The 24,247-nt window shown below is 58.7% G+C and carries 23 protein-coding genes; 13 read left to right on the top strand and 10 right to left on the bottom strand.

The window, feature by feature from the left end; genetic code table 11:
- Positions 1–6: 6 nt before the first annotated feature.
- Both DTP52_RS09545 and DTP52_RS09550 read right to left on the bottom strand, forming a co-directional pair.
- Complete coding sequence (locus DTP52_RS09545) at positions 7–1,008, bottom strand: ABC transporter substrate-binding protein (RefSeq protein ID WP_109753125.1); 1,002 nt, start codon at positions 1,006–1,008, stop codon at positions 7–9.
- Positions 1,005–1,844 carry an ABC transporter ATP-binding protein gene (locus DTP52_RS09550; protein ID WP_109753126.1) on the bottom strand — a complete coding sequence of 280 codons (840 nt, stop codon included), beginning with the start codon at positions 1,842–1,844 and terminating at the stop codon, positions 1,005–1,007. Before DTP52_RS09550 ends, DTP52_RS09545 begins: the two co-directional genes overlap by 4 nt.
- Positions 1,845–1,977: 133 nt before the next feature.
- Between DTP52_RS09550 and DTP52_RS09555 the strand changes: the two genes are divergently transcribed.
- A complete protein-coding gene (locus DTP52_RS09555) occupies positions 1,978–2,721 on the top strand; it encodes a GntR family transcriptional regulator (protein WP_109753127.1) in 744 nt (247 codons plus the stop codon).
- Between the two features lie 6 nt (positions 2,722–2,727).
- Here DTP52_RS09555 and DTP52_RS09560 read toward each other — a convergent pair whose 3' ends face one another.
- Complete coding sequence (locus tag DTP52_RS09560) at positions 2,728–3,639, bottom strand: bifunctional helix-turn-helix transcriptional regulator/GNAT family N-acetyltransferase (protein WP_109753128.1); 912 nt, start codon at positions 3,637–3,639, stop codon at positions 2,728–2,730.
- An 82-nt stretch (positions 3,640–3,721) separates the two neighbouring features.
- On the opposite strand from DTP52_RS09560, the gene DTP52_RS31315 reads away from it, so the two are divergent.
- Positions 3,722–3,895 (top strand): hypothetical protein, encoded by a 174-nt coding sequence (locus DTP52_RS31315; RefSeq protein ID WP_249411791.1) that lies wholly within the window; start codon positions 3,722–3,724, stop codon positions 3,893–3,895.
- A gap of 10 nt (positions 3,896–3,905) precedes the next feature.
- Here the strand turns inward: DTP52_RS31315 and DTP52_RS09570 are convergent, their stop codons facing one another.
- Complete coding sequence (locus DTP52_RS09570) at positions 3,906–4,502, bottom strand: TetR/AcrR family transcriptional regulator (RefSeq protein ID WP_109753129.1); 597 nt, start codon at positions 4,500–4,502, stop codon at positions 3,906–3,908.
- 499 nt (positions 4,503–5,001) lie between these two features.
- Between DTP52_RS09570 and DTP52_RS09575 the strand changes: the two genes are divergently transcribed.
- The 8 genes from DTP52_RS09575 (at position 5,002) to DTP52_RS09610 (ending at position 15,996) form a co-directional block, all read left to right on the top strand.
- Positions 5,002–6,015, top strand: coding sequence for an SDR family oxidoreductase (locus DTP52_RS09575; protein WP_109753130.1), 1,014 nt, complete (start codon positions 5,002–5,004; stop codon positions 6,013–6,015).
- A gap of 81 nt (positions 6,016–6,096) precedes the next feature.
- A complete protein-coding gene (locus DTP52_RS09580; protein WP_109753131.1) occupies positions 6,097–7,617 on the top strand; it encodes a class I adenylate-forming enzyme family protein in 1,521 nt (506 codons plus the stop codon).
- Entirely contained in the window at positions 7,607–8,218 is a 612-nt protein-coding gene (locus DTP52_RS09585; protein WP_109753132.1) for an HAD-IB family hydrolase, read from the top strand. Before DTP52_RS09580 ends, DTP52_RS09585 begins: the two co-directional genes overlap by 11 nt.
- 3 nt (positions 8,219–8,221) lie before the next feature.
- Positions 8,222–9,985, top strand: a complete 1,764-nt coding sequence (locus tag DTP52_RS09590; RefSeq protein ID WP_109753133.1) for an FAD-dependent monooxygenase — start codon at positions 8,222–8,224, stop codon at positions 9,983–9,985.
- Positions 9,986–10,104: 119 nt separating this feature from the next.
- Positions 10,105–11,196, top strand: coding sequence for a phosphopantetheine-binding protein (locus DTP52_RS09595; RefSeq protein ID WP_109753134.1), 1,092 nt, complete (start codon positions 10,105–10,107; stop codon positions 11,194–11,196).
- A 74-nt stretch (positions 11,197–11,270) separates the two neighbouring features.
- Positions 11,271–14,690 carry a beta-ketoacyl synthase N-terminal-like domain-containing protein gene (locus DTP52_RS09600; RefSeq protein ID WP_109753135.1) on the top strand — a complete coding sequence of 1,140 codons (3,420 nt, stop codon included), beginning with the start codon at positions 11,271–11,273 and terminating at the stop codon, positions 14,688–14,690.
- Between the two features lie 52 nt (positions 14,691–14,742).
- The gene (locus DTP52_RS09605; RefSeq protein ID WP_109753382.1) at positions 14,743–15,213 is read left to right on the top strand and encodes an SRPBCC family protein; all 471 of its coding nucleotides are present in this window, start codon (positions 14,743–14,745) and stop codon (positions 15,211–15,213) included.
- Positions 15,214–15,297: 84 nt separating this feature from the next.
- The gene (locus DTP52_RS09610; protein ID WP_109753136.1) at positions 15,298–15,996 is read left to right on the top strand and encodes an outer membrane protein; all 699 of its coding nucleotides are present in this window, start codon (positions 15,298–15,300) and stop codon (positions 15,994–15,996) included.
- Positions 15,997–16,101: 105 nt separating this feature from the next.
- Here the strand turns inward: DTP52_RS09610 and DTP52_RS09615 are convergent, their stop codons facing one another.
- Complete coding sequence (locus DTP52_RS09615) at positions 16,102–16,767, bottom strand: response regulator transcription factor (RefSeq protein ID WP_109753137.1); 666 nt, start codon at positions 16,765–16,767, stop codon at positions 16,102–16,104.
- Complete coding sequence (locus DTP52_RS09620; protein WP_109753138.1) at positions 16,754–17,536, bottom strand: hypothetical protein; 783 nt, start codon at positions 17,534–17,536, stop codon at positions 16,754–16,756. Before DTP52_RS09620 ends, DTP52_RS09615 begins: the two co-directional genes overlap by 14 nt.
- A 240-nt stretch (positions 17,537–17,776) precedes the next feature.
- Here DTP52_RS09620 and DTP52_RS09625 point away from each other — a divergent pair, with 240 nt between their 5' ends.
- The 3 genes from DTP52_RS09625 to DTP52_RS09635 are packed head-to-tail and all read left to right on the top strand — an operon-like array spanning position 17,777 to position 19,448.
- Entirely contained in the window at positions 17,777–18,205 is a 429-nt protein-coding gene (locus DTP52_RS09625) for a DUF1810 domain-containing protein (RefSeq protein ID WP_109753139.1), read from the top strand.
- The gene (locus DTP52_RS09630; protein WP_092252564.1) at positions 18,198–18,677 is read left to right on the top strand and encodes a hypothetical protein; all 480 of its coding nucleotides are present in this window, start codon (positions 18,198–18,200) and stop codon (positions 18,675–18,677) included. Before DTP52_RS09625 ends, DTP52_RS09630 begins: the two co-directional genes overlap by 8 nt.
- A gap of 48 nt (positions 18,678–18,725) precedes the next feature.
- On the top strand, positions 18,726–19,448 hold the full coding sequence (locus DTP52_RS09635; protein WP_249411864.1) for an NAD-dependent deacylase: 723 nt from the start codon (positions 18,726–18,728) through the stop codon (positions 19,446–19,448).
- Positions 19,449–19,568: 120 nt separating this feature from the next.
- On the opposite strand, the gene DTP52_RS09640 is transcribed toward DTP52_RS09635, so the two are convergent.
- The 4 genes from DTP52_RS09640 to DTP52_RS09655 all read right to left on the bottom strand — a co-directional run bounded on the left by DTP52_RS09640 (position 19,569) and on the right by DTP52_RS09655 (position 24,138).
- Complete coding sequence (locus tag DTP52_RS09640) at positions 19,569–20,072, bottom strand: GNAT family N-acetyltransferase (protein ID WP_109753141.1); 504 nt, start codon at positions 20,070–20,072, stop codon at positions 19,569–19,571.
- Positions 20,073–20,582: 510 nt separating this feature from the next.
- Entirely contained in the window at positions 20,583–21,827 is a 1,245-nt protein-coding gene (locus DTP52_RS09645) for a saccharopine dehydrogenase family protein (RefSeq protein WP_109753142.1), read from the bottom strand.
- Between the two features lie 25 nt (positions 21,828–21,852).
- Positions 21,853–22,950 carry a carboxynorspermidine decarboxylase gene (locus tag DTP52_RS09650; protein ID WP_109753143.1) on the bottom strand — a complete coding sequence of 366 codons (1,098 nt, stop codon included), beginning with the start codon at positions 22,948–22,950 and terminating at the stop codon, positions 21,853–21,855.
- A gap of 252 nt (positions 22,951–23,202) precedes the next feature.
- On the bottom strand, positions 23,203–24,138 hold the full coding sequence (locus DTP52_RS09655; RefSeq protein ID WP_109753144.1) for a Ppx/GppA family phosphatase: 936 nt from the start codon (positions 24,136–24,138) through the stop codon (positions 23,203–23,205).
- Positions 24,139–24,247: the final 109 nt, after the last annotated feature.

Below are 24,247 nucleotides of genomic sequence, written 5' to 3' on the forward strand. Positions count from 1 at the left end.
ACGGACTCAGTGCGCGGCTTTTTCCAGGTAGGAGGTATCCACGATCTGTTCGGTCTTGAGCGTGGTATCGATAAAGCCCAGGTCGTGGGAGTAATCCATCAGGCGCTGGATGAACTGGATATCCGAGGCCTGCAAGTCCGCCGACCAGCCCAGCCGGGTTCGGGCCTGGGCGACAATGGCCTGCGGCGCGATGATCTTGCCGTCAGTACCTTGCACCGCTTCAAGCTTGAATGCCTCGGCGATCAGCCGGTTCGACTCGGCGGGATGCTCATTGAGGAAGGCGATGGCCTTGCGATGGGCGCGTAGCAGCTTCACCACCTCATCCGGGCGCTCCTGCAAGGTTTTCGGCAAGGCAATCACCACGTACCACGGGTATTGGGGCAATGCCTGGTTCACGTCCAGCAGGATCCGGCTCGAACCGCGCAACACCGACTGGCTGACGAAGGGCTCCCAGGAAAATGCCGCGTCGACGATGCCGCGCTCAAGGGCTGCGTTCATATTGCCTGGCGGTATGTCGACGATATCCAGGTCCTTGTCAGGATCGAGCCCGGCCTTTTCCTTCAGGACATAACCGCGCAGGAGCACATCCATGCCACTGCCCTTCTTGACCCCGGCGAGCTTTTTGCCCTTGAGCGCTTGGAGGTCGGTAATCGGGCTCTTGGCGTCGACAATCACCGCGGCCTGGCCGTAATTGACCTTCGCCAGGATCCGGCTTTGCAGCCCGCGGGAAAACCACTGGTACACCGGTGGGGTGCCGACATAGGCCACATCCAGTTCACCGGCGGCCAGTGCCTGCTGGATCACCGGGCCATCGCCCAACGCCTTGAGGTCGACATTCAAGCCTTCCTCACGGTAGTAACCCTGTTTATCCGCGATCAACGCCGGGGCGTTGGCCATGGCGAAGACATACCCCACGCGCAAGGGTTTCTCCTCGCCAGCCACGGCGCAGGCGCTACCAGCCAACGTGGCGGCAGACAAGGTAAGGGCAAGCAGCGAACGTTTGATCATGCTGTCAGCTCAAGTCGAGGGGTGGGATAAGCCGTGGCGTCGCAAGCGTCCATCACCTGGGCAATGCGCGTCATCAGCTCATTGCGGTAATCGAGGAATGCCGGTAGGCGACGGGTTTTCAGGTTGGTGCGGGGACGCGGCAGGTGGATTTCCAGCTCGCTGTGAATCCCTGCGGGCGCGATGTTGAGCACGATGACCCGATCGGCCAGGAACACCGCTTCATCAATGTCGTGGGTAATGAACAACACCGTCTGGCCCAGTTCGGCCCAGAGGCGCAACGTCTCCTCGTTCATGCTGTTGCGGCTGATGGCATCGAGCGCGGCGAACGGTTCGTCCATCAGCAGCACGCTGGGTTCGAGGGCCAGGGTCCGGGCCAGGGAGACACGCTGTTGCATGCCACCGGAAAGCTGGTGCGGCAGCCGATGCGCCGCGCTCTCCAGACCGACCAGGCGCAGGTACTGCAACGCCTGTGCGCGCTGCTGCGATTCGTCGGTGTGGGCGCTCATCCGCAGACCGAAACGCACGTTTTCCAAAGCGCTCAGCCAGGGAAACAATTGCGGCGCCTGGAACACATAACCCAACTCCGAACGCTCCGGGCGTACCGCTGTCTGGTTGATCGTGATACGGCCACTTTGCGGTTGCACGAAACCGGACAACAAATTCAGCAAGGTGGTTTTCCCGCAGCCCGATGGCCCGAGGATCGCGACGAACTCGCCAGGTTTGGCGTTCAGGCTGAAAGAGGAAAACACCCGGTGGCCATTGGGGTAGCTGAAGCTGATGTCATCGACCGTCAGGGCATCGGCTTGCGGCGGTGCGTATGGAAAGTTTTTGAGCATGGCAAGTGTCGTCAGGTCGTTTACAATGGGAATGCCTGACATAATACGTATTAATACAAGTAGTCCCAATAACCGATTTTTATAACCTTAGAAGTGAAGGCCCCCGCCCCACTCAAGTCCATGGAAGCTGACAGTGTCCACCTCCATTCTTCGCGACAGCACCACCTCGCTCTACGAACAGATTGCCCATCAACTGCTGGAGGAAATCCAGCGCGGCGACTACGAACCCAGCGGCAAGCTACCGTCCGAGGCGCAGTTGGGCGAACGGTTCGGGGTAAGCCGCGTCACGGTTCGTCTGGCAGTGGGCAAGCTCAGCGACGACGGCGTGGTGGAACGCAAGCAAGGTAAAGGCACCTTCGTGGCGGCCAAACAGGTGCGCCACGGCCTGGATGCGTTGCGCAGCTTTCATGAGGCGCTGTTGCTGCAAGGGCTGCAACCGAGCATGCAGGTGCTCAGCCATGCCCTGCGGCCTGTTCCAGAAGCCATGCGTGGTTTGTTTGAAGAAGCAGGCGACTGCCTGCTTCTGGAGCGACTGCACGTCGTCGATGACGAACCCATCGCGTTGGGACGCAGTCACTTACCGGCAGAGTTGGCCAATGTGACTTGGGCTGAAGTCGAACATCAGCCGATCTATTCCATTCTCGAGTCGATCACCGGCCTGGCGGTCACCCGTGCCGACCTGGCCATCCGTGCCCAGGAAGCCGACAAGAGCCTGGCCGGCGCGCTGCACGTCAAACGCGGCGCCGCGCTGCTGGTCATGGAGCGCACGTCCTATTTTGCCGATGGCCGCTGCTGCGACCGCACGACGTTTTTCATCCGCCCGGAACGCTATGCCTTTATCCTCAGCGGGGTTTTCAAATCCAATAGCGCCAATTGATACGATTCAAATGGGCGACGCGGCTGGGCCCGGTCTTACAAAACACTGCTCCGTCACCTGCCGCCCCCATTGCTGCCCCTCTTGTTGCTGCACCAACCTGAAACCAAACGCTTCATACAGCTTGCGGGCGGCGTCGAGCCCCTGGAACGTCCAGAGGCTCGTTGAGCTGAAGCTCCACTCGTCACAGAACTTCATCGCCTCAGCCAACAGGCGTCTGCCGACGCCCTTGCCTCGCGCCGAATCATCCAGAATGAAGCAACGCAGCACTGCACTGCCGCCCTCTCCTTCGCCGTCAATGGCAATCGAACCGACCATTCGCTCACCGTCCAGGGCCACCCAGACCTCGTTGCGCGGGTTGTGCAAGCGGCCCATCAGCTCGGCCATGTCCGATGCAACCAGGCTTTCGAACGACTGGCCAAAGTTCGAATGCCTGGCGTAATAGTCCGCATGCATTTGCACAATGCGGCCAATGACACCAGGACGGTAGCCTCGTGCAATCTCCAATTGCGCCGGCACAGGCGGCTCTGCACCGAGCCGATGAGCCTGTAGCGCAATGGCATAGCTGGCAATCCCCTCACTAACGGCCTGGCATTGATCGTTGGATAAGTGAGACATGGCTGCGACAACCTGCTGCGTGGCAAAAGCATCGATGGCTCGAAGGGTGGTTTGCCCCTGCGCAGTGAGGCGCAATCTCTTGGCGCGCGCATCTTGTTCATGGGCAATTTCTTCAATCTCACCGGCCTCGATGAGTTTGCGAACCATCCGACTTACACTGGATTTTTCCAGACCGAGCAGCTCGACAAGCTCTCCCGCAGTCAGGGATTGGCGATTGCCGAGCTCCACGATTGTGTGCACCGACGACGGCGGATAACCCGTTGCAGCCAGTGTGGTATGCATGAACCCCAGCTCTCGCACCATGAGACGAGACGCCGAACGGATTTTTTCAATCAGATCTGGTGGGCAATGGTTCACGGGGACCTCGGACGCAATGCGCAATTAGTTGCATCGCACAACTAAATACCCATCAGCGCATTCAGTCAAGCTGGCGGCCCAACCCCAGGATCATTTCAAGCCCTTCCAGGCCTATGGCATTGGCGCCCGGCTCTACATACCGCTGGCGTACGCGCTGGTGGGCCGATTGGCTGAGCGTCGGTTGCTGGCCTATCAGCGATAACGACAGAGGCCTATAGAGGCTCTGCGGTCTGGATGAGCGAGTTCAACACCAGCTTGATTTCAACAGCCGGGTCTTTGTGCCCTTGCAATATCAGGCCTTCCGCCAGGGCGGTGAAAGTCTTGGCCAGCGCGGCGTTGGCCAGGGGCGGCTTCTTGCCAGCATGATTGAATATGATGGTAATCAACTTGCCCAAAGCCTCGCTGTTTTCTTCATGCAAGTCGTAGTAATGCGGCGAGAATTCTTCATCGCGCAAGGCGATCAATTGCAACTCGGCATCGAGGATCGCACAGCGGGTATTGTTCTTCAGCGTGTCGATATAGGCATTCAAGCCGTGACTCAACTGCTCCGACGAATATCCCGATGCCAGGGTCGTACTCAATCGGTCGATTTCAACTCGCTTGAAGCGTTGAGTCAGTTGTAGCAGCAAGTCCGATTTACTTGAGAAATTTGAAAAAAAGGCGCCTTTGGAAAAGCCGGCCTCCTCGGCAATAACGTTGACGCTGGCGGCATGGAAGCCTTTTCGGATCATCAGCTCAGTGGCTGTGTCGAACAATTTGTCTCTTGTTACTTGCTGGCTCTCTTCTCGACCTAGTCTCTTTTTAATCACGCCCTCGGCTCCTTTGGCCAAACAAGATATCTATGTGTAACTGAATGCAACGAATCGTCTACTCGCTGTACGGAACCCGTTTTCGCCATCATATCTTATACGCGCCTTGTTCAATCATTTACATTTTAACTTTCAAAAAGTGCCATGTATGTGCCATGTAGTTGCGCCATCGAAAGGGTGCGCTAGATGAGCTACCTGCCACGTTTTTTGCCATAGTACAGGCGATCACGTCCCGCTGCTTCTTGAGCTCCGCTGCCTATTTTGCATGGCTTAACCGCGGATTTTTCGCTTCTGCGCTCCCCGCTCAAGCGTGAAAAACCGCGTCTTAGGCCCGGTTCAGAGCCATCCGTTCGACAATCCGACGAAATACCGCTTGATTTTCAGATACCGTATGGTTTTTACTTGCGCCGTTGGTGGAGCCCAACCCCTGATCAGGGCATCGAGTCAGCGATACCAGCCTCGATACAATGGCAGGTCACCTCACAGGAGCGGGATTTTAATGGAATATGCCTTCGTTACAGGCGCTACTGGCCTGCTCGGAAACAATGTCGTTCGTGCGTTGTTGAAACGAAACATTAAAGTAAAAGCACTGGTTCGTTCCGTAGAGAAAGCCAGGAAACAATTCGGCAGCTTGCCCGTGGAGTTGGTCGAAGGCGACATGCTTAATGTCGATGCCTTCAGCCATGCCCTGCAAGGGTGTGACGCCTTGTTTCATACAGCCGCCTATTTCCGTGACAGTTACAAAGGCGGGAAACATTGGCAAAAACTCTACGACACTAATGTGGTCGGTACCGAGCGCTTGTTGCAAGCGGCTTATGACGCCGGTATCCGTCGTGCAGTCCATACCTCTTCCATTGCCGTATTAAAGGGCAATAGGGATCAAGTGATCGATGAAACCATGTCTCGCAGTGAGGTGGAGGCTGACGATTACTACTTGAGCAAAATATTGTCCGAACAAAAGGTCCAGCAATTCCTGGCAGAACACCCGGACATGTTTGTCGCCATGGTCCTGCCCGGGTGGATGTTCGGCCCTGGTGATATCGGCCCTACTTCTTCAGGCCAGTTCTTGCTTGACTTTGTCGGACAAAAATTGCCCGGTGTACTCCCCGGAAGCTTTTCCGTTGTCGATGCCCGGGATGTGGCCGAGCATCAAATCGCAGCCATCACCCGCGGCAGGTCCGGAGAGCGTTACCTGGCCGCCGGCAATCACATGGACATGAAGAGCATTTTCCAGGCGCTGTCGAATGTCAGCGGGATAAAGGCTCCAGAGCGAAAAGTGCCGCTGTTCATGCTGAGAATCATCGCACTTATCTATGAAGGTTATTACCGGATTACCAAAAAACCGGTGCTCATCAGTACTTCCACGGTCAAGCTCATGGAGCAGGAACAAGGCCGTACTCATTTCAGCCACAGTAAAAGTGCAAGGGAGTTGGAGTGCAAGTTCCGCCCTGTCGCTGAAACCCTGACCGATACCCTGAATTGGTATCGGAACAATAACTACACAGATGCTTAATTGAAACAATTCATATATAGCCTGCCTCTGTAGTACTTTTTTTGACTAGCCAAACATCCAAGGATTGAGAGAGGTTGGTAAATGAAAAGCCTTTCATATAAAGAAGGTTTTCTGCATCGTTTTGTCGGTTTTTCGGAATCTTTCCCCGAACAAGTTGCTATTCGGCATCTGGACGCGGAAGAAGACACCGTCACTTACCGTCAGTTGCGAATCAAGGCTGAAGAATGCAACGGCGCCCTTACGGCACTCGGTGTATTGCCTGGAGACAAAGTAGCGCTGGTGCTGCCCAATGGGGTGGCGTTCATCGCTTATTACCTGGCGATCATCGGGCGGGGTGCAATTCCGGTCATCCTCAACTACAAGTTGACTCCCTTCGAAATGAACAGCGTCGTCAGTCTCGCCAGGCCGATGCTAGTGGTCACGACCGAAGCGCTATGGGGGCAACACAGTGAGGTGTTCCAGGCTGACAACGGCGTCAGGCACTCCCTGCTGGTGGACGGTGAGAGCGAACCGTCATCGCCCCTGTCCGCCAACACAACGGCCATCTCTCAACTTCCTCGCCAGATCGAGCCCTTATTGTTGCCCGAGGGTAATCCGATCGTCTCGGTACAGTTCACCTATCGTGGTATCGGCAGGCCTCTGGCTGTTTCGCACCGTTATCTGGACCTGACGCAATCGAGCGATGGGCTGCATGAGCAGTTTCATCTGCAAGGCGTCGGCTCCGTTCATCTGGTGACGCTACCGCTGTATGCCATCTTCGGCCTGTCGGTGATGATGGTGTTTCCCTTGAGCGTGGGCGCCACCCTGCTCATGACCAACACCCTGCTCAACCGAGACCTGGCAGAAGTCCTGTCCGAACATCAGGTCACCTTTGCCTGCCTGGTGCCCGATGTCATTCGCTACTTCAATACGCGGCTGGCCAAGCGCAAAGGCGCGCTCTTGCCGTTGCACCCGCAGTTGATGATTTACTCCGGCGGCAGTCACCTGCCGGCCGACGAAGCCGAGAAGCTGGGGAAGCTGCTGGGATGCAATCCGGTGCTGCAAGGCTATGGGTTGACCGAAAGCATGCCCGTGATCGTCCAGAGCTCGATTGGCCCAGTCCACCGTGGCGCCATGGGCCAGCCGATCAGCGGTGTGGAACTGCGAGTCGTCGATGCCCAGGGCCAGGACGTGGCGCCAGGGCGCATCGGTGAACTACTGATACGCGGCTCGATGGTGATCGACGGCTACTACGATGCCGAGGACGCCAATGCGCGGTTCTTCCGCGACGGCTGGTTCCACAGCGGTGACCTGGTCTGGCAGGACGACGATGGGCATGTGTTTTTCTATTGCCAACGCCTGCGAATCTCCAAGATCAAGGCGCAGATGGTCGACCTGGTGGAAATCGAATCCATCGCTCTCAAGCACCCTGACGTGGTGCGCGCCAAAGCCTATATCGTCCCGGACCACAAGGAAGTCAACGTGCTGCACCTGTGCGTCGAGGGGACCGGCGAGCTGACCCAGAACGCGCTTTCCACCCTGCTTTCGCGCTACCTATCGGGCTTCAAGCTGCCCAAGACCATCGAGATCACTTCTCTCAAGGAAGAGGCACATGCACGCTAACAGCACACAACCGGTACTGGCCGTCTTCGACTTCGACGGCACACTGACCGACCGGCACACATTCTGGCGCTACATGCGCTTTATCGTGGGAACCCGTTCGTTCTGGCTCAGGATCATTCCCCTGCTGCCCAAGATGCTCAGCGTGATCGTGGGCATCACCCCGCTGATGCAAGCGCGCCTGGCCTTCATTGCCTGTTACCTGGGCGGCCTGTCGGTGGAGCAAGAGCGCGAGCATGCCAAGTACTTCATCAGCGAGCAGCTGCCGCTCTGGCTCAGGCCCGAGGCGTTGCGGCGGCTGAAGTGGCATCAATCCATGGGACACGTCACGGCGTTGGTCAGCAACTCGCCGGAGAATTACCTGATCCCCTGGGGCCAGGCCGCGGGTTTTGACTATGTGTGCGGCACCCGCCTGGCAACGGCCAAGAACAAGCTGACCGGCGGGATATCCGGTACCAACTGTGTAGAGCGAGAGAAAGTCACGCGGCTCAAAGGCTGCTTGAGCAACCTTGATGATTTTTACATTTATGCCTACGGCGACTCATCAGGCGACGATGCCCTGCTCAGCATTGCCCACTCCCCCTTCTACAGAAACTGGTACTGATCGATGAACACTCTGAGCACGTTGGCCCCCAAGCACTTCAAGCGACCTGGCAGCGCCCCGACCGTGATGATCGTAGGCGCCGGCCCTATTGGCCTGACCCTGGCAATCCTGTTGAAGAAATGGGGCGTGTCGTTTCGCATCATTGAAAAGAACGCCGGCCCCTCGACGGCGACCAAGGCAATGGCCATCCATTCCCGGACCCTGGAAATCTTTCGCGACCTGGGCGTTGCCGAGCAAGCCATCAGCGCCGGCTTCACGATCAACCAGTTTTCGGTGCAGTCGAATGCCAAGCGGGTGTTGAACTATAACTTCTCCTACCTGGATGCGACCTATCCCCTGCTCCTGAGCCTGCCACAGCCGCAAACCGAGAAAATTCTCCTTGAGCGGCTGAAGGAACTGGGCGCCGAGGTGGAATGGAATACCGAACTGGTGGACATCGAAAACCTGCCGGGCTCGGTGCGCATGACGCTCAAACATGCCGACGGCACCGATGAAAACTTCACCAGTCGCTGGGTAGCCGCCTGTGACGGCGCTCGCAGCAACATCAGAAAACGCCTCGACATGACCTTCGAAGGTTCATCCTACGATCGCTTCTTCATGCTCGCCGATGCCGATATCCAATGGTCCGGAAGCAAGGATGAGGGCGCGTTCTTCCTGGGTGCGCAGGACGGTTATGTGGCGGTTGCGCCGATCAGTGCTCAATCGCGTTATCGGCTGTTCATCGAAATGCCCTACAACCTGCCGCCAGAAGGCGAACGCCCATCCTTGAGCCTGGAGAATTTCCAACGCTTGTGCGAAGGACGCGGGCAAAAGATGACGCTGTCGAACATTTCATCGACCACCATCGCCTCCTTCCAGCATCGCCGCGTGCAATCGATGCAACAAGGCTCTGTGTTTCTGCTGGGGGACTCGGCGCACATCGGCAGTCCCATCGGCGGGCAGTGGATGAACCTGGGGATTTCCGAGGCCTATAACCTGGCCTGGAAAATGGCTTATGTCGATCAGGACCTGGCGGATCCGTCCTTGCTGGACAGCTACAACGACGAGCGCTATCCGGTTGCCCTGGAAGTCGAGAACACCGCCCACCGGCTGACAGGGCTGATTACCGTCAGGCGTCGTGCCCTGGTCTGGCTACGCGACAATGTCCTGCCCCTGTTGAGCAACCGCAACAAGGTCCAGCGCAAACTGCCGTCGATGATTTCCGGTCATCAATATCACTACGACAAGAGTGACTACATTCAAGAATCGGTGACGAAAAAACAGCGCCGGAACTGGAACAAGAAAGGCAAGAAACCCGAGTTCCAGAGTGCACCGCCTCGCGCCGGGCAACTGGCACCCGATGTCGAGTTGTGGCAACTGCAAGGGATGCCGGCAAAACGCTTGATCGACTTGTTCCATGGAACCTTCACGCTGTTGATTTTCAGCGCGGCCGACCAGTTCTCCCCTTTGCTGCCAGGCTACTACGCGCTGGCCGAGTCGGTGGAAAAGGACTACCCGGGAATCAAGGCCTATTGCGTGATCGATGCCCTGAGCAGTGCCGGGCTGCCGGCCTGGCACTCGACACTGCTGGACCCCGATTGGCGGCTGCACAAGCGCTACCACGCCAAGGAAGGCATGTTGATGCTGATCCGGCCTGACGGCTATATCGCTTTCCTCGGCGCCGATGCAATGACGCTGGTGACTTATCTGAACGTAAGGTCGGGGTTGCTCAAGGGCGCCAGAAAAACAATATCTTGCGAGACCGACGCAGTGGAACTCCAACTTTAAGTCGCTCCATGACTACTGCCAGTTTGATTAATTGACATAAACAAGGCCCTGCCCTGGGCCATGATTTCTTGATCTTTCTTACTTATAGAAATTTCGACCGACTTGGTTAGGAGATTCCCATGCGCTTGCAACTTAACGATGTTGTACAGGAATTCATCGTGTCCAATGGAAGAATAGCCCATAGCTATTTCTCCCTTTCAGAAAAGATCATTGATTCATTGTGCGAATCGAATATCGCCAAGGAATCGATATTACTGCGGCTTCTGGAACAGGCCGAAACTGTCACTGCGCATTATTTCAATGCTCACCAACAAGTCCTTGAAGGCGTTTATGCCAATGGGATCGAAGCCCCTGTCAGCAAGAGTATCGCGGCCCTGGAGCCGGTTCACTCGAACCCGACAATACTGGCTCCGACGCCCGTAGTCGAAGCCGAAGCCGAAGCCGTCGAACAGGCAGCCGCGCTCAGTTACGGACAGTGGTTACGCGCCGAAATCAGCTCGGTCACCGGGTTCCAGGCGCAACAGATCGACTTTGATCAAAGCTTCGAGAGCCTGGGGATCGACTCGCTGGGGCTGGTGGATATTTTCGAGTCCCTGGCCCAACATTTCCCGGAAAAGAAAGACCTCACCTCGCAGCTCTTCGATGCCCCTACCCCGACAGCCTTGCTGGCACGGCTTGAAGCCGATCCGCAGGCACCCGCGGTGGACGTCCAAGCGTGGGTAGTCGACCAACTGGCGACCATCACCGGCTTTACGGCTGAGCAGATCGACCCGACACAAAGCTATGAAAGCCTGGGCCTGGACTCGCTGGTGCAGTTGGACTTCCTGGAAGCGGCAGTTGCCATGTGGCCGCAGCTCAAGGCCCACAGTAGCGAGCTGGCCAACGCCAAGTTCCCGCAGGCCACCATCGCTCTGATTCAAGCTGCCCTGGCCGATCCCCAGCCGCAGGCAGCGCCCTCACCTGCCGCGACGGACACTCAAGGGCAGGAAGAAAACCTGCTGCTCAACGCCCTGTCCCCGTTGATCCCGGAGACGGCGCAGTCGATCGACCTCCAGACGCCCTTCGCACAACTGGGCCTCAACGGCTTTGCCCGAGAGGCGCTCTGCCAATCCATGGCGCAACAGTGCTCTGCCAGCGAGTTTGCCGGTGAAGCGTTGATGTCCCGTCGCACGCCCGAGGATGCCCTGTCGCTGCTGGCCAGGCTGAGCTAGCAGCGGGCAACAGGAATGGAATCCGGGTGATCGAACAGGTCACCCCGCATTTTGGGCGATCAGGGAGACAGGGTATGAGTGGCGCAGTAACGACAACGGGCGATTTTTGCTTCAGCGCGATGGCGGGCGAGTTTCCAGGGGCGCCGTCAACGGATGCGCTTTGGCAGTTGCTCTCGCAAGGGCAGATCGCACCGATTGAATCAATGCCGACCCGTTGGGAATTGGACAAGGCATCGATCTATTCAACCAAGGCAGGCGAGAAGGATCGCATCTATCTGGACAGCGCTTTTTGCCTGGCCGATGACGTGTCGACCCCATCACGGCATGAAGGAAGACAGGTCGCCATCGGCAAGAAAGTACTCCAGGCACTGCTTGGCCAACTGGCCGGACAAGGCTCGGAGCTGAACAAGGCGCGTACCGCACTGGTGATCGCGACATCCTGGAGTGACGAGAGCTATTTCGCCACCGGAATGTCCGGAAAAACCGCCACACCACCGGGGTTTACACCCGGTGAACAGGTCGCAGAACTGGCTGCGTCCTTTGCCTTGGGTGGGCCGGCGTTATCGGTGGACACCGCATGCAGTTCGTTCCCTTACGCCCTGGATATGGCCCAGGCGCTGGTCAACAGTGGGCAGGCGGACAACGCGATTGTCATGGCCCTCAACACCGTGCTGCCGCCAGCACTGTTCCTGGGTTTCTCGCAGTTGACGGCCTTCTCCGCCCGGGCCCGGATGGAAGCGTTCGGCCAGGACGCCGACGGCATCGTGCCGGGCGAATGTGCGGTCGCCTTTCTGGTCGAGCCGCTCGCCCAGGCCCTGACGGCGCAGCGCCGTCCCCTGGGCGTCCTGCGCGCCTTGGGCATGTCCGCCGACGGCGCCGAAGGCTCGGTGTTCGCGCCCGGCAAACAGGCCCAGTACTCGGCCTACCAACGTGCCTATCGTGGTCTTGATCCACGTGACGTGGACTACATCGAGACCCACGGCACCGGTACTCCGCTGGGGGACGCAACGGAGCTGGCCTCGCTGAACAGCTTCTTTGCCCCCCATCGCCCGGACGGCAAGAAAATCACCATCGGCTCGATCAAGTCGGTCATCGGCCATCCCCTGGCCGCTGCCGGAGGTGCTTCCCTCGCCAAGGCATTGATGATCCTGCGCCATAAAGGCATTCCGCCCCAGCCCGGCTACCGCCCCAGCACCAAGGTCGACGAGACCTGCCTGCGGCTCGCCACCCAGCAGGTGCAACCCCTGGAGGAGCGTCAGTCCGCGATCCGGATCGGCATCTCCAGTTTTGGTTTCGGCGGCGCCAACGCGCACCTGGTGGTGGATGAATACATTCCCGATGACCAGCCTGTCGCGCCCCAGCCGGCCTCGGCCAGCGCCTGTGGCGTGGTGACGCTGGACCTTGCCATTGTCGAGGCTGAAGCAGCGCTGGGCAGCCACCGCTCCTTGCAGTCATTCCAGCAGCAACTCGATCAACCGGCCGCCCCCGCGGTCATGTTCCCTTATGGACGCTTCGTCGATTACACCCCGGCTCCCGGCCAGCCTTTGCTGGGGCAATTCCTCGCACAAGACCACGTCATCGATATCGACGGCTTTGGCATGGGGCCCAAACCATTGGCTCATGTCGATCCGTTCAAACTGTTGATCACCGACCGCGTCAATCACTTGCTGCGACGCTTGCCGGGGGTGGCCGGTTCGCCCGGCACAGCGATGGTCATGTGCTGCAACATGGGTGGCGAGCGCTTCAGCAATGCCTATAGCAGCGCCCATAACTTTTACGCCCAGGCACAAGGTGCGGCACCGGGCGTCGAAGTGACGGACGTGGCAACCATGCTGCCGAACATGTTGTCCGGTTATCCGGCGCAGATTTTCGACTTCAAGGGTTTCCATCAGACCCTGGTCGGCACGACGGGCCTGTTCTGGCAAACCTTGCTGGCCTCGCCACAATGGTTCAACGACGGCATCACCACGCTCCTTCTCGGCGCAGGACGCTTTGTCAGCGCGGAAGTAGAAGTAGAGCGTGCCCGGTGCAGCACGACCACCGAGGGTGAAGGTCTGGGGCTGGTCGCGCTGCGTCGTTATCAACCGGATGCCGCCGACAAACCCTTGCTGGTGATCCACGCCGCGGTCCTCGCCCACGCCGCCGACTCGTTGGAAGAGGCGTGCCAACGGCTGGGCAAGGAGCCGAGCGACTATTCGAACGTTGAGGTCTGCGAGTTGCAGCCTGTTGCGGCGCCCGCCAGCGGCTCACTGCGGGAGTTGACGGGCTTCCTGGCTGAAGCCAGTGGCATCGAAACCCTGTTGGCGGTGATGTTGAGGGGCGCGCGCCATACCGTGATCGAGGTGCGCGACGCCGGCAAGACGGTGATGTGGCTGTTTACCGAGAAGCTTCGCCAATGGAACCCGACAGCGGCCGAGGCCAGTTCGCCTATCAAGCATCCCTTCATGTTGCGCTTTGCCCATTCGTCATCCCACGAACTGCAGCAAGTCATCACGCCTGTCAGCCTGGTTCGCGAACCGCAGAACGATGGCGTCGACGTGCAGCAACTGAGCGACATGCTCACCAGCACCCTGCTCTCCGGGCTGCGGGTACGAGTACGCGCGATGGAAAGCCTGTTCGCCCTGCACCGGGGCGACGCAACCCAGCGCCCGGCGCATTGGCAGCGCAGCGCGGAACATATCGTGATCGCCAACGCCCAGCGTAACCCTCAGTCGCTGCACGCCCAGCTCGTGGTGAATGAAGCGCACCCGTACTTCTTCGATCATCCCCTGGACCACATCCCGGGCATTTTGTTGCTCGAGGGTGTGCTGCAACTGATCGAACTGGCCATGCCCCCTCTGAGCGGACGGGTCGCCTACATCAAGAGCCTGACGATCAAGTTCCAGCAATACGTACAAAAGCAGGGCGTGATCGATCTGCACGTCGAGCAAGGCCAGGATCCCCAGATGTTCAATGCCAAGGTCATGCAGGGCGGGAAAGTGATGTGCACCTGCGTCCTCGGGATGGCCTACAGCTCGGCGTTCGAAACATCGCCAGCCGGCGAGTTCACCGCCACGCCCTGCCGCGACAAGGCCCTGCTGCACAAGGCCAGGGAAGAGAACGTCATCGTCAGTGACATGAGCGGCGTCGCCCAGGGCCTGAGCGTGGACACCGTGAAACTGCCGCCGGAACACTTCTTCCAGGCAGGTGATCCCGCGCACTATTCGATGGTGTATTTCCTCGAAGTGGCGCGCCAGTGCTACATGCAGATCGCTCACAGCCATCTGCGCATTCCACTCAATACCCCAATGAATCTGCTGGCACTGAGCTTCACCCTGGATCGCCCCATCCCCAGGAACAGCCCGCTGTCATTGGCGCCGCAAGCCGGTTTTGATGCGTCGCTCCAGGCATTCAAGACCAACCGCATCTATATCGACCTGTTCAACCGGGGCGAAAAAATCGGTCAAGCCAACATTACCGCCCAGGTGCTGAGTCAATCGGCGCCGGCCGCCTGAACATTGAATGGATCTGTGCCATGACCGTGCCCCCTACAACCAAGGTATCGCCGTGAACGACGTCAAAGTGCAAGTCATAGTCAAATCGCCCCCTTCTGAAATCTGGAAGATCTGGAGCAATTTTTCAGAAGCACCGTTATGGGATACCGACGTTCGCCAGTGTCGACTCGACGGTCCGTTCCAGGCGGGAACGCGCGGCCAGTGCGTCCTCAAGAACGGCTTGAACATGCCACTGAAACTGGAAGCCGTGAACCTGCACGAAAGCTATCGCAACAGCGCACGACTGCTTTGGATCGACCTTGAATTCGATCATCAGATGCGCAGGCTTTCTGCCGATGAAACCCATGTCATCCATAGCGCGAAGATTTCCGGGCCGTTGAGTTTCCTGTATCGCGGGTTGCTGCGCAAAGCGTTGACTGCGGCGATGACCACCGCACTGGACAACCTGTGCACGCTGGCCGAACAACGGGCCCTCGGCACCTCGCGGCACGAGAAAATCGCGACGCCTTTGCATCTCGTATGAACCCTTCCGGATGGCTGCGTGCTGAACGCGCCCTCCCCGACTCGCTTTGCTTACTTATCGATAACAGTACATTTCGGATCTAGCATGAACCTACAGAAAAAAACTCAGTATCTCGTCATGGGCATCGTTGGCCTGGGTGTCATCGCCCCAGCATCGAGTTTCGCCGACACACTCGGCCCCTATGTCAGTGCCATGGGCGGGGTGAACTGGGTCGCTGACCAGGACCTGACCCAGAACGACAACGATTTCGTCGAGATGGAGTTCAATCAACCGCTGCACTCTGGCTTCGCCACCGGCCTGGCACTGGGCTGGCGGTTCCCGGTCGGGCTACGGCCCGAGTTGGAATTGAGCTATCGCCGCAACACTCTGGACCAGTTCAATAACCGGGTCTATGAGGGCGGAAGCAGCATCGAGGGCAAAGGCGAAGAGCAAGCCAGCAGCCTGATGGCCAACCTCTGGTACGACATCCCGAACCTGCCTGCCCCCTTGAGTCGCTTCACGCCTTACATTGGCGGTGGCCTGGGCTACGCGGTGCTGACCATCAAGGGCCTGGAGGCTGGCGGCGTCGAGTTCGGCGGCACCCATCGCGACACTGTCTCGGCCTGGCAACTGGGCACCGGCGTCGGTTATGAGCTCAACGAGCATTGGTCCATGTCCCTGGATTATCGCTACTTCAAGACTCGCGAAGCGAACTTCGGCAAAATCCAGGGCCTGCCCCAGGCCGATGTGGAAACCCAGTACAACGCCCAGTCCTTGATGCTCGGCCTGCGGTACTGGCTGTAAGCACTGGACGGATCGGCGCCTTGGGTGCCGATTTGCCCTTCATGACAGATTGCCGCTGTGCACACTTGGTATGCGCGCGCCTGTTCCAAGGCTTGTGGGTTTCCGTCAGCGCAAGGTAGCAGGCGTCTGGCGCCCGGCAAAACGTGCAGCGGCCACCGCTCTGTTGGGGACATTCAACGCGCGGATCAACGAAGAGACATGAATGCGCACGGTGAAGGGAGAGATCTCCAGCGCCGCGGCGATTTCTTTGTTGGTCTTGCCTTCGGCAATCAATTTCCAGACCTCTCGCTGCCGGGACGTGAGCTTGCTCATATCATCGTTGGAGCCGAGCGGCAGCGGGTCCGAAGGCTCGTACCTGACCAGTACTTCCCCCCGGCGAATATCATCGATGGCCTTGCCGACCTGGTCGGGAGAAAGGCTCTTGCCGACAAACCCGTCTACACCGGTCGCCATGACACGATCAATGATATCGCCGTCATCCAGGGTCGAAACCACAATCATGGAGGTGTGCTTGAGCTCCTGGCGCAACTGCGCGAGCTCGCTGACGGAGCCCAGGCCGGGAAGACGTATTTCAAGAATCAGTGTATCGAGCGGTTGGCCATTGGTTGCGAGCGTCCGTACTTCCTCCAGATTTCCCGCCTGTTCGATCATGGCGTCAGGTATCAGGCGTTCCAGCAGCACCATCATCCCTTCCCGGAACAGCGGATGTTCGTCGGCCACGATAATCCGGCAAATCTTCCGGCCCGAGACGCGTCTCTCATCGCGTCCCATACTGCATCTTGACGACTTCAGTGATTCTCTGTGCGACACCATGGGCGGGAGGCGTGACAGATCGGATCGACTGACCACGATAAGGTCCGTCCGCGGGAAACCAATTCTGCACAACGACCACGTTTTTGGGCTGATTGGCGGAAGCCGAGCCAGTAGAGATTTCATTGGTGAACTTGCAGGTGTCAAACGTACCGAGGGCCGTCTTGATCGTTTCACGACCGTTGTAAGTCAGCTGCTCAACGACATCGAACTCAACGGTTGCGCCGGCACTCACCGCCTTGTTTTTGTAGCTGACGGTGACGGTCTGCCCCGGTTGCAGATCAATCGGCGTGGAAGCGGGAGGCAGGTAGGTGGTGGTCACCAACGATGCACCGGCACCATGGCGATCACCGTAGCGAACCAGCCGACCGTCCTTGATCTCGGCGAACGTTGTCGTCACAAAGAACGGCGCATTATTGAGGAACGAAGTGTGCGCCGAAGCCACCGGATTCGCGCCGGCAAATACCTCACGTCCCAACGTCTCGGTTTTACCGCGACTGATGGCCGACGACAGATTGTCCCGGCTTTCATACTCCACGACTGTCCCGGCCTGAAAATCCGCTTCGTTGGTGCAAGCGGCAGAGGACGTCTCACTGGCCGTGGATGCCGACGCAACGGCGATAGAAGAACCCCAGCCACTGACAGCAAGGGCCGAGGCGGCAAAGACCGTTGCGAGGCGCTTGCGATAAGCCAGGCAGATGTTGGACTTTCTGGCAGGTATGCTTTTCAAAAAACAGGTCCTTGTTCAAATGTGCTCGTTGCAACCGGTCGAAAACCCGACAGCGCTCATAGGTTAGGGTCGAGTACCGAGCGGCGCTATAGCGCAAGTGTGCTATAGGGTTTGCCCTTGCCTGGGGGGTGATGGTCAAGGCTACCGATACGCGCCCGGCCATGGCATCATAAGGCCACTATTTTGTTAGAGCCTGGACGCGCTTCATTCTTCAGCCTTGAAACCGTATCAGAGGCTCACATGACCGAATCACTGGAGCGTTTTGTCCAGGCACAAGCCTCAACCTATGACCACGCCTTGCTTGAGTTACGGCGTGGACGCAAGGAAGGCCACTGGATGTGGTTCATCTTTCCCCAATTACGCGGCCTGGGTGTCAGTGAGAACGCCACCTACTATGGCCTGCGCGGCATGGAAGAGGCGCGCGAGTATCTGCATCACCCGCTTCTGGGACCGCGACTCGAGCGCGCGACCCGTGCCGTACTGGACTCGGAAGTCGCTACAGAGAAACTCCTGGGGGCACTTGATGCCATGAAATTCGCATCCTGCATGACGCTTTTTGCGGCGGTCGCGGGCGAGCACTCCGTGTATGCCCAGGCGCTGGATGGTGGGGTGAGCGTCGACTCGAGAACACTGGAATTACTTAGGGAGCAAGAGAGAAAAAATGTCTAATTACGAAACATGGACGTTGGTAGTCCAAGTGGCCGTGGCCCTGGTGGCCTTGCTATCGATGTACCTGGTCGTTCGCCAGGTGGTCATCCTGACGGCACAACTGAAAGCGACTCAACAGGCTTCCGAGGCCCAGAGCATCATTTCGATAGTCGAGTTCCTGCAAGCCAGCCAGGCCCGCGATGCCCGGCAAGCGGTTCGCGCCACATTGTCGACCCTGCATCATGACCAGTGGGACGCGACCCATGTCCAGCATGCCTCGCTGACCTGCGCCAACTACGACGTTGTCGCGGCTCTATTGCGTGCCGACTTGATCAAGAACAAGCACATCATCATCGAAAACTGGGCGCCGAGCATCAAGCACTGCCACCAGATCCTTGCGCCTTTCATCGAGACAAAACGCGCCCAGCCCGGCGGTGACAGAAAGTACTGGAGCAACTTCGACTGGTTGCGCGATCAGTGCTCCCAGGTCTGACGTGGGGATGGAACTGTGAATTCAGAAGCCATTTTCGCGCAAACAGTGATGCGTCTGCGAACGGCCAGGCACCTGGCCATTTTTACCGGGGCCGGTATTTCCGCCCAAAGCGGTATCTCGACGTTCCGTGATCCCTCGACCGGCCTCTGGGCGCGTTACGACCCAAAGAAACTGGCCACCCCCGCCGCCTTCGCCAAAGACCCTGCGTTGGTATGGGCATGGTACAGCTGGCGCCGGACGCTGGTTAACGAGGCGCAACCCAATGCCGCGCACCTGGCAGTCGCCAGGCTCACGCAGTGCTTGCCCCGTGTGACCGTCATCACGCAGAACGTCGACGACCTGCTCGAACGAGCCGGATCCAAGGAGGTGATTCACCTTCACGGCGATCTGGCCAGTGCTCGTTGCTTCCAGTGCAATCGTCCCTATCTGGGCCCATTGCCCGTGGATGTCGGCCCGGACTGCGACAGCCTGGAACCACCGCGTTGCCCGCACTGCGACGGCCAGGTCCGCCCCAACGTGGTCTGGTTCGGCGAAGGGATGCCGGAACAGGAACTGGACCAGGCCTTCAATGCTGCCCGTGACTGCGACGTCATGCTCTCCATTGGCACCTCTGGAAACGTGTACCCGGCGGCGCGAATTCCCACATTGGCAACCGAACATGGCGCCTGGCTGGTGCATATCAACATCGAACCGATGGGGTCCGCTTCCGATAAAACACTGGTGGGCGATGCGACCCACTGGTTGCCGAGGCTGGTCGATGCGTTGGGTTGAAGTGTCGCCGGCAAGGCTTGCCCGACACCGCTGAACTGAACCAGGACGTCGCCACCCAGGCCGCGTTGCAGCCACGCGGTAACGCTGCGGCGAAACCTCAGGATTGGAACGTCGGGAGTTCTACTTGAATGGTTTTACCCATCTGGAAGAACTCCCGGTTTTGTGGTCACAAGACGGCGCATCAGGCACAAACCCGCACCGCTCAAGGACCTTCCTTGAGCCGACGTTGTTCTCATAGACATAAGCCACCAGCCCCGTAAGCCCCCAACGCATCTGTGCTGCCTGGATCAGGTGTTTCAGGGCCAGCGTTGCCAACCCTTGCCCGCAAACGCGTTGATCAATGCGATAACCCACCTCGGCGCAACGGTGTGGTGCATGGATGCCTTTCAAATTCGCCCGCCCCACTATTCTTCCGCTGGCATCTTCGATGACAAACGGGTGCCAGGCGCCCGCGGCAAAATCGGCCAGATAACTTTCAATGTGATCGGTTACGCCCGTCAATGAATAAAAGGCAGGGTCCCGTGCATCGATCTGCGACTCGAACCATGCACGGTTATGGATTTCGAAAGCCAGCAGCGCTTGCACATCGGTGATTTCCAGCTCGCGAATCCTGAAGGGTTGCACTGATTGTTTCTCCTGGGGCGTGAAGCGCAATCGTAAGGTCGAGTGATCATTCATGGCGAGGATTTTTGCCGGAGCGGTCTTGTGTTGGGGGCCGCTGCGCGACCCAGCGGGAGCAAGCTCCCTCGCCCCAAAAGGCGGCGCAGTGCGCGCTCGATGGAATAGAGGGATGGAACACCGAGGGGCTTTTTGTGGCGAGGGGATTTATCCCCGCTGGGCTGCGCAGCAGCCCCAAAAGCGGGATGCGGTCTACCTGAAACACCACAGGGCCAGGCTTCAGGGCCGCTGCGCGCCCCAGCGGGGATAAATCCCCTCGCCACAGGTTATCTGCTTGATGGGCTATAAATGAAAAATGCCCCGTACCTTTCGATACGGAGCATTTCTTCAAGGCTTCCCGCGGATTGCCAGGGATTCACGCAACGGTGAGTCTCCTGGTTCAATCGCCTGCAGAATCCAGAGTGATTCTGCAGTTCCTATCCAGGGATAGCCAGGGCGGAACCTGCCTGGAATCCTTCAGGCGTTCTGGTTCCAGGGACGGTCTCCATGCTCGTCCTTGATGCGCGTCGGCAAGCCCATCACATCCAGCGCTTCGAGGAACGCCTCGGCAGGCAGCTCCTCGACGTTGACCATGCGCTGCACGTCCCACTCGCCACGGGCTACCAGCAAGGCCGCGGCCACAGGTGGCACGCCTGCGGTATAGGAAATGCCCTGGCTGTCGGTTTCGGCGTAGGCCTCCTCGTGGTCGGCCACGTTGTAGATGAACATCTCGCGCGGCTGGCCATTCTTGGTGCCCTTGACCAGGTCGCCGATGCAGGTCTTGCCGGTGTAGCCCGGTGCCAGCGAACTCGGATCAGGCAGCACGGCCTTGACCACTTTCAGTGGCACGACTTCCAGGCCTTCGGCGGTCTTGACCGGTTGCTCGGAGAGCAGGCCAAGGTTCTTGAGTACGGTGAACACATTAATGTAGTGCTCGCCGAAGCTCATCCAGAAACGCACGTTGGGCACATCGAGGTTCTTCGACAGCGAATGCACTTCGTCGTGGCCGGTCAGGTACAGGTTCTGCGAGCCGACAACCGGCAGGTCATCGGTGCGCTTGACTTCGAACATGGTGTTGCTGGTCCACTGGCTGTCCTGCCAGCTCCACACCTGTCCGGTGAATTCGCGGAAATTGATTTCCGGATCGAAATTGGTGGCGAAATATTTGCCATGGGAGCCAGCATTGACGTCGAGGATGTCGATCGAATCAATGCGGTCGAAATGCTGTTGCTGCGCCAGTGCCGCATAGGCATTGACCACACCCGGGTCGAAGCCCACGCCGAGAATGGCGGTGATGTTCTTCTCCTGGCACTCCTGGAGGTGGTTCCACTCGTAGTTGCCGTACCAGGGCGGCGTCTCGCAGACCTTGCCCGGTTCTTCGTGGATGGCGGTGTCCAGGTAGGCCACGCCGGTATCGATGCAGGCACGCAGCACCGACATGTTGAGAAAGGCAGAGCCGACGTTGATGACAATCTGCGACTCGGTTTCGCGAATCAGCGCCTTGGTCGCTTCGACATCCAGAGCGTTCAGTGCAAAGGCCTTGATGTCGGCGGGTTGCTTGAGGCTACCCTTGGCCTTGACGCTGTCGATGATGGCCTGGCATTTGGAGATGTTGCGCGACGCGATAGCAATACGACCGAGTTCGTCGTTGTGCTGCGCGCACTTGTGGGCCACCACCTTGGCGACACCTCCTGCACCAATGATAAGTACGTTCTTCTTCAATTTCTTTATTTCTCCTTCCGCCAGCTCAAGAGAGGCTGGACAAATAGTCGTCGTAAACAAACTCGCGAACCACCTCGACGCTGCCGTCGAGTTGCTTCACTACGATGGACGGCATTTTCAGACCGTTGAACCAGTTTTTCTTGACCATGGTGTAGCCCGCCGCGTCGATGAACGACAGCCGATCGCCGATGGACAGCGGACGATCGAATTGGTACTCGCCGAAAATGTCTCCGGCCAGGCAGGATTTGCCACACACCATATAGGTGTGTTCGCCCTCGCTCGGCGCCAGCTTGGCGTTCAGGCGGTAGATCAGCAGGTCGAGCATGTGCGCCTCGATGGAGCTGTCCACCACGGCCAGGTGCTTGCCGTTGTAGAGCGTGTCGAGCACGGTGACCTCCAGCGACGCACTCTGGGTGATCGCGGCCTCGCCCGGCTCCAGGTAGACCTGCACGCCATACTTCTGCGAGAAGGCCTTGAGCCGTGCGCAGAAGGCATCCAGGGCGTAGCCCTCACCGGTGAAATGGATGCCGCCACCGAGGCTGACCCACTCGACCTTATGCAGCAAGTGACCAAAGCGCTCTTCGATAGTGCCCAGCATCTGGTCGAACAAACCGAAATCGCCGTTCTCGCAGTTGTTGTGGAACATGAAGCCGGAGATATGCTCGATGACTTGCTCGACTTTCACCGGATCCCATTCGCCCAGGCGGCTGAACGGTCGCGCCGGGTCCGCCAGCAGGTAATCGGAGCTGCTCACTTGCGGATTGACCCGCAGGCCACGGACCTTGCCGGCCGATGCCTCGGTGTAACGCTGCAACTGGCCGATGGAGTTGAAGATGATCTTGTCGCAGTTGGCGAGCATCTCCTCGATCTCGTCGTCGGCCCAGGCCACGCTGTAGGCGTGGGTCTCGCCAGCGAACTTCTGCCGGCCGAGCTTGAGTTCGTAGAGCGACGACGACGTGGTGCCGTCCATGTACTGCTGCATCAGGTCGAACACCGACCAGGTGGCGAAGCACTTGAGCGCCAGCAAGGCCTTGGCCCCGGACTGCTCACGCACATAGGCGATCTTCTGCATGTTCGCCAGCAGCTTTTGTTTATCGATGAGGTAGTACGGCGTTTTGATCATTTTCGAGGCCTCCGGGCAAGGCGAGCCAAAAAAGGATGCGCATTGTGCCTTCACTGACTGCATATCGAAAGAGCGAAAAGTTCCGTTCATGCAATCACCCTGATCCAGGCCGATGCTTGCGATAAGCGGACGCAGCTGCTGCCCAGGCGATGAAATGCTGGAGGTTGCGGCAAACAAGGGACAACCGATGAAGCGCTGATGCCCGAAATTGAGCCGTCGCTGATAAACGGTAATGACAACGACCGTCCGCGATCAGTGCTGATGCATCAGGCCATGAAGAACGCCGAACCTCAGGCCCGGTTCGGAAGCGATCATGTTCGAGATACCGAAAGTCTTGAAGGCCGCCAGCATGATAGCCAGGCCACCGGGCAAGATGCCCAGGCGATGGCTTTGCAAGCCGGCCAACCTGAGCTGGTTGAGATGAGCGACGTCCAGCAGCTTCAACGACAAACGCAACAACCCACCGTAGGTGATACCGCCTTGTCCAAAGTCGTTGAGACCATTGGCCTTGAGCACCTTGGCCAACAGCCGCGCAGTACCGGAAGAGCCGATCGCCTGCTGCCAGCCCTGCGCGCGATAACCAGCCGCCACTTTTTCAAACTGCTGGGTAGCCACTCGCTCAGCCTCCAACAAGGCTTGGGCGGTAATGCAGCCACCCGGAAAGTAACGTGCGCCAAAGGTGCCGCTGCCGATGGCGATGCTTTCCGTCGACAACGGTTGAGCGCCCTGCCCCAGAATCAGTTCGGTCGAGCCACCGCCGATGTCCACCACCAGCCGCGTACGCTCGACACCGGGCACCGTATGGGCAACACCGGCATACACCAGCCGGGCTTCTTCATGACCGGACAGCACATCGATCCGAAACCCCAGGTGCCGCTCGGCACTGGCCAGGAACAACTGGGCATTGGCCGCTTCGCGCACGGCACTGGTCGCCACTGCCCGCACCCTTGTGGCTTCAAAGCCACGCAGCTTTTTGCCAAATCGGGCCAGGGCCTGCCAACCCCGATCCAGCGCCAGCTCGTCCAGAGCCCCAGCCTGCAGGCCTTCAGCCAAGCGGACCGGCTCGCGCAGGGTTTTCACCTCCTGGATCACCAGGCGTCGATTACGCTTTACCGACTGACCAATCATCAGGCGAAACGCATTGGAGCCCAGGTCAATGGCCGCGAACAGAGGGGCGTCGCCTTTCATAGCGGTGTTCCTTGCTTCATCAGCCAGCAGGCACAAGCGCTGCCGGACATCCCACGATGGTTTGCGAGAATCCTGCCTGGCTTCGATGACACCTGGATGACACACCACG

This window comes from Pseudomonas sp. 43mfcvi1.1, from assembly GCF_900115935.1.
In the GTDB taxonomy this organism is placed as follows: Bacteria; Pseudomonadota; Gammaproteobacteria; order Pseudomonadales; family Pseudomonadaceae; genus Aquipseudomonas; species Aquipseudomonas bijieensis.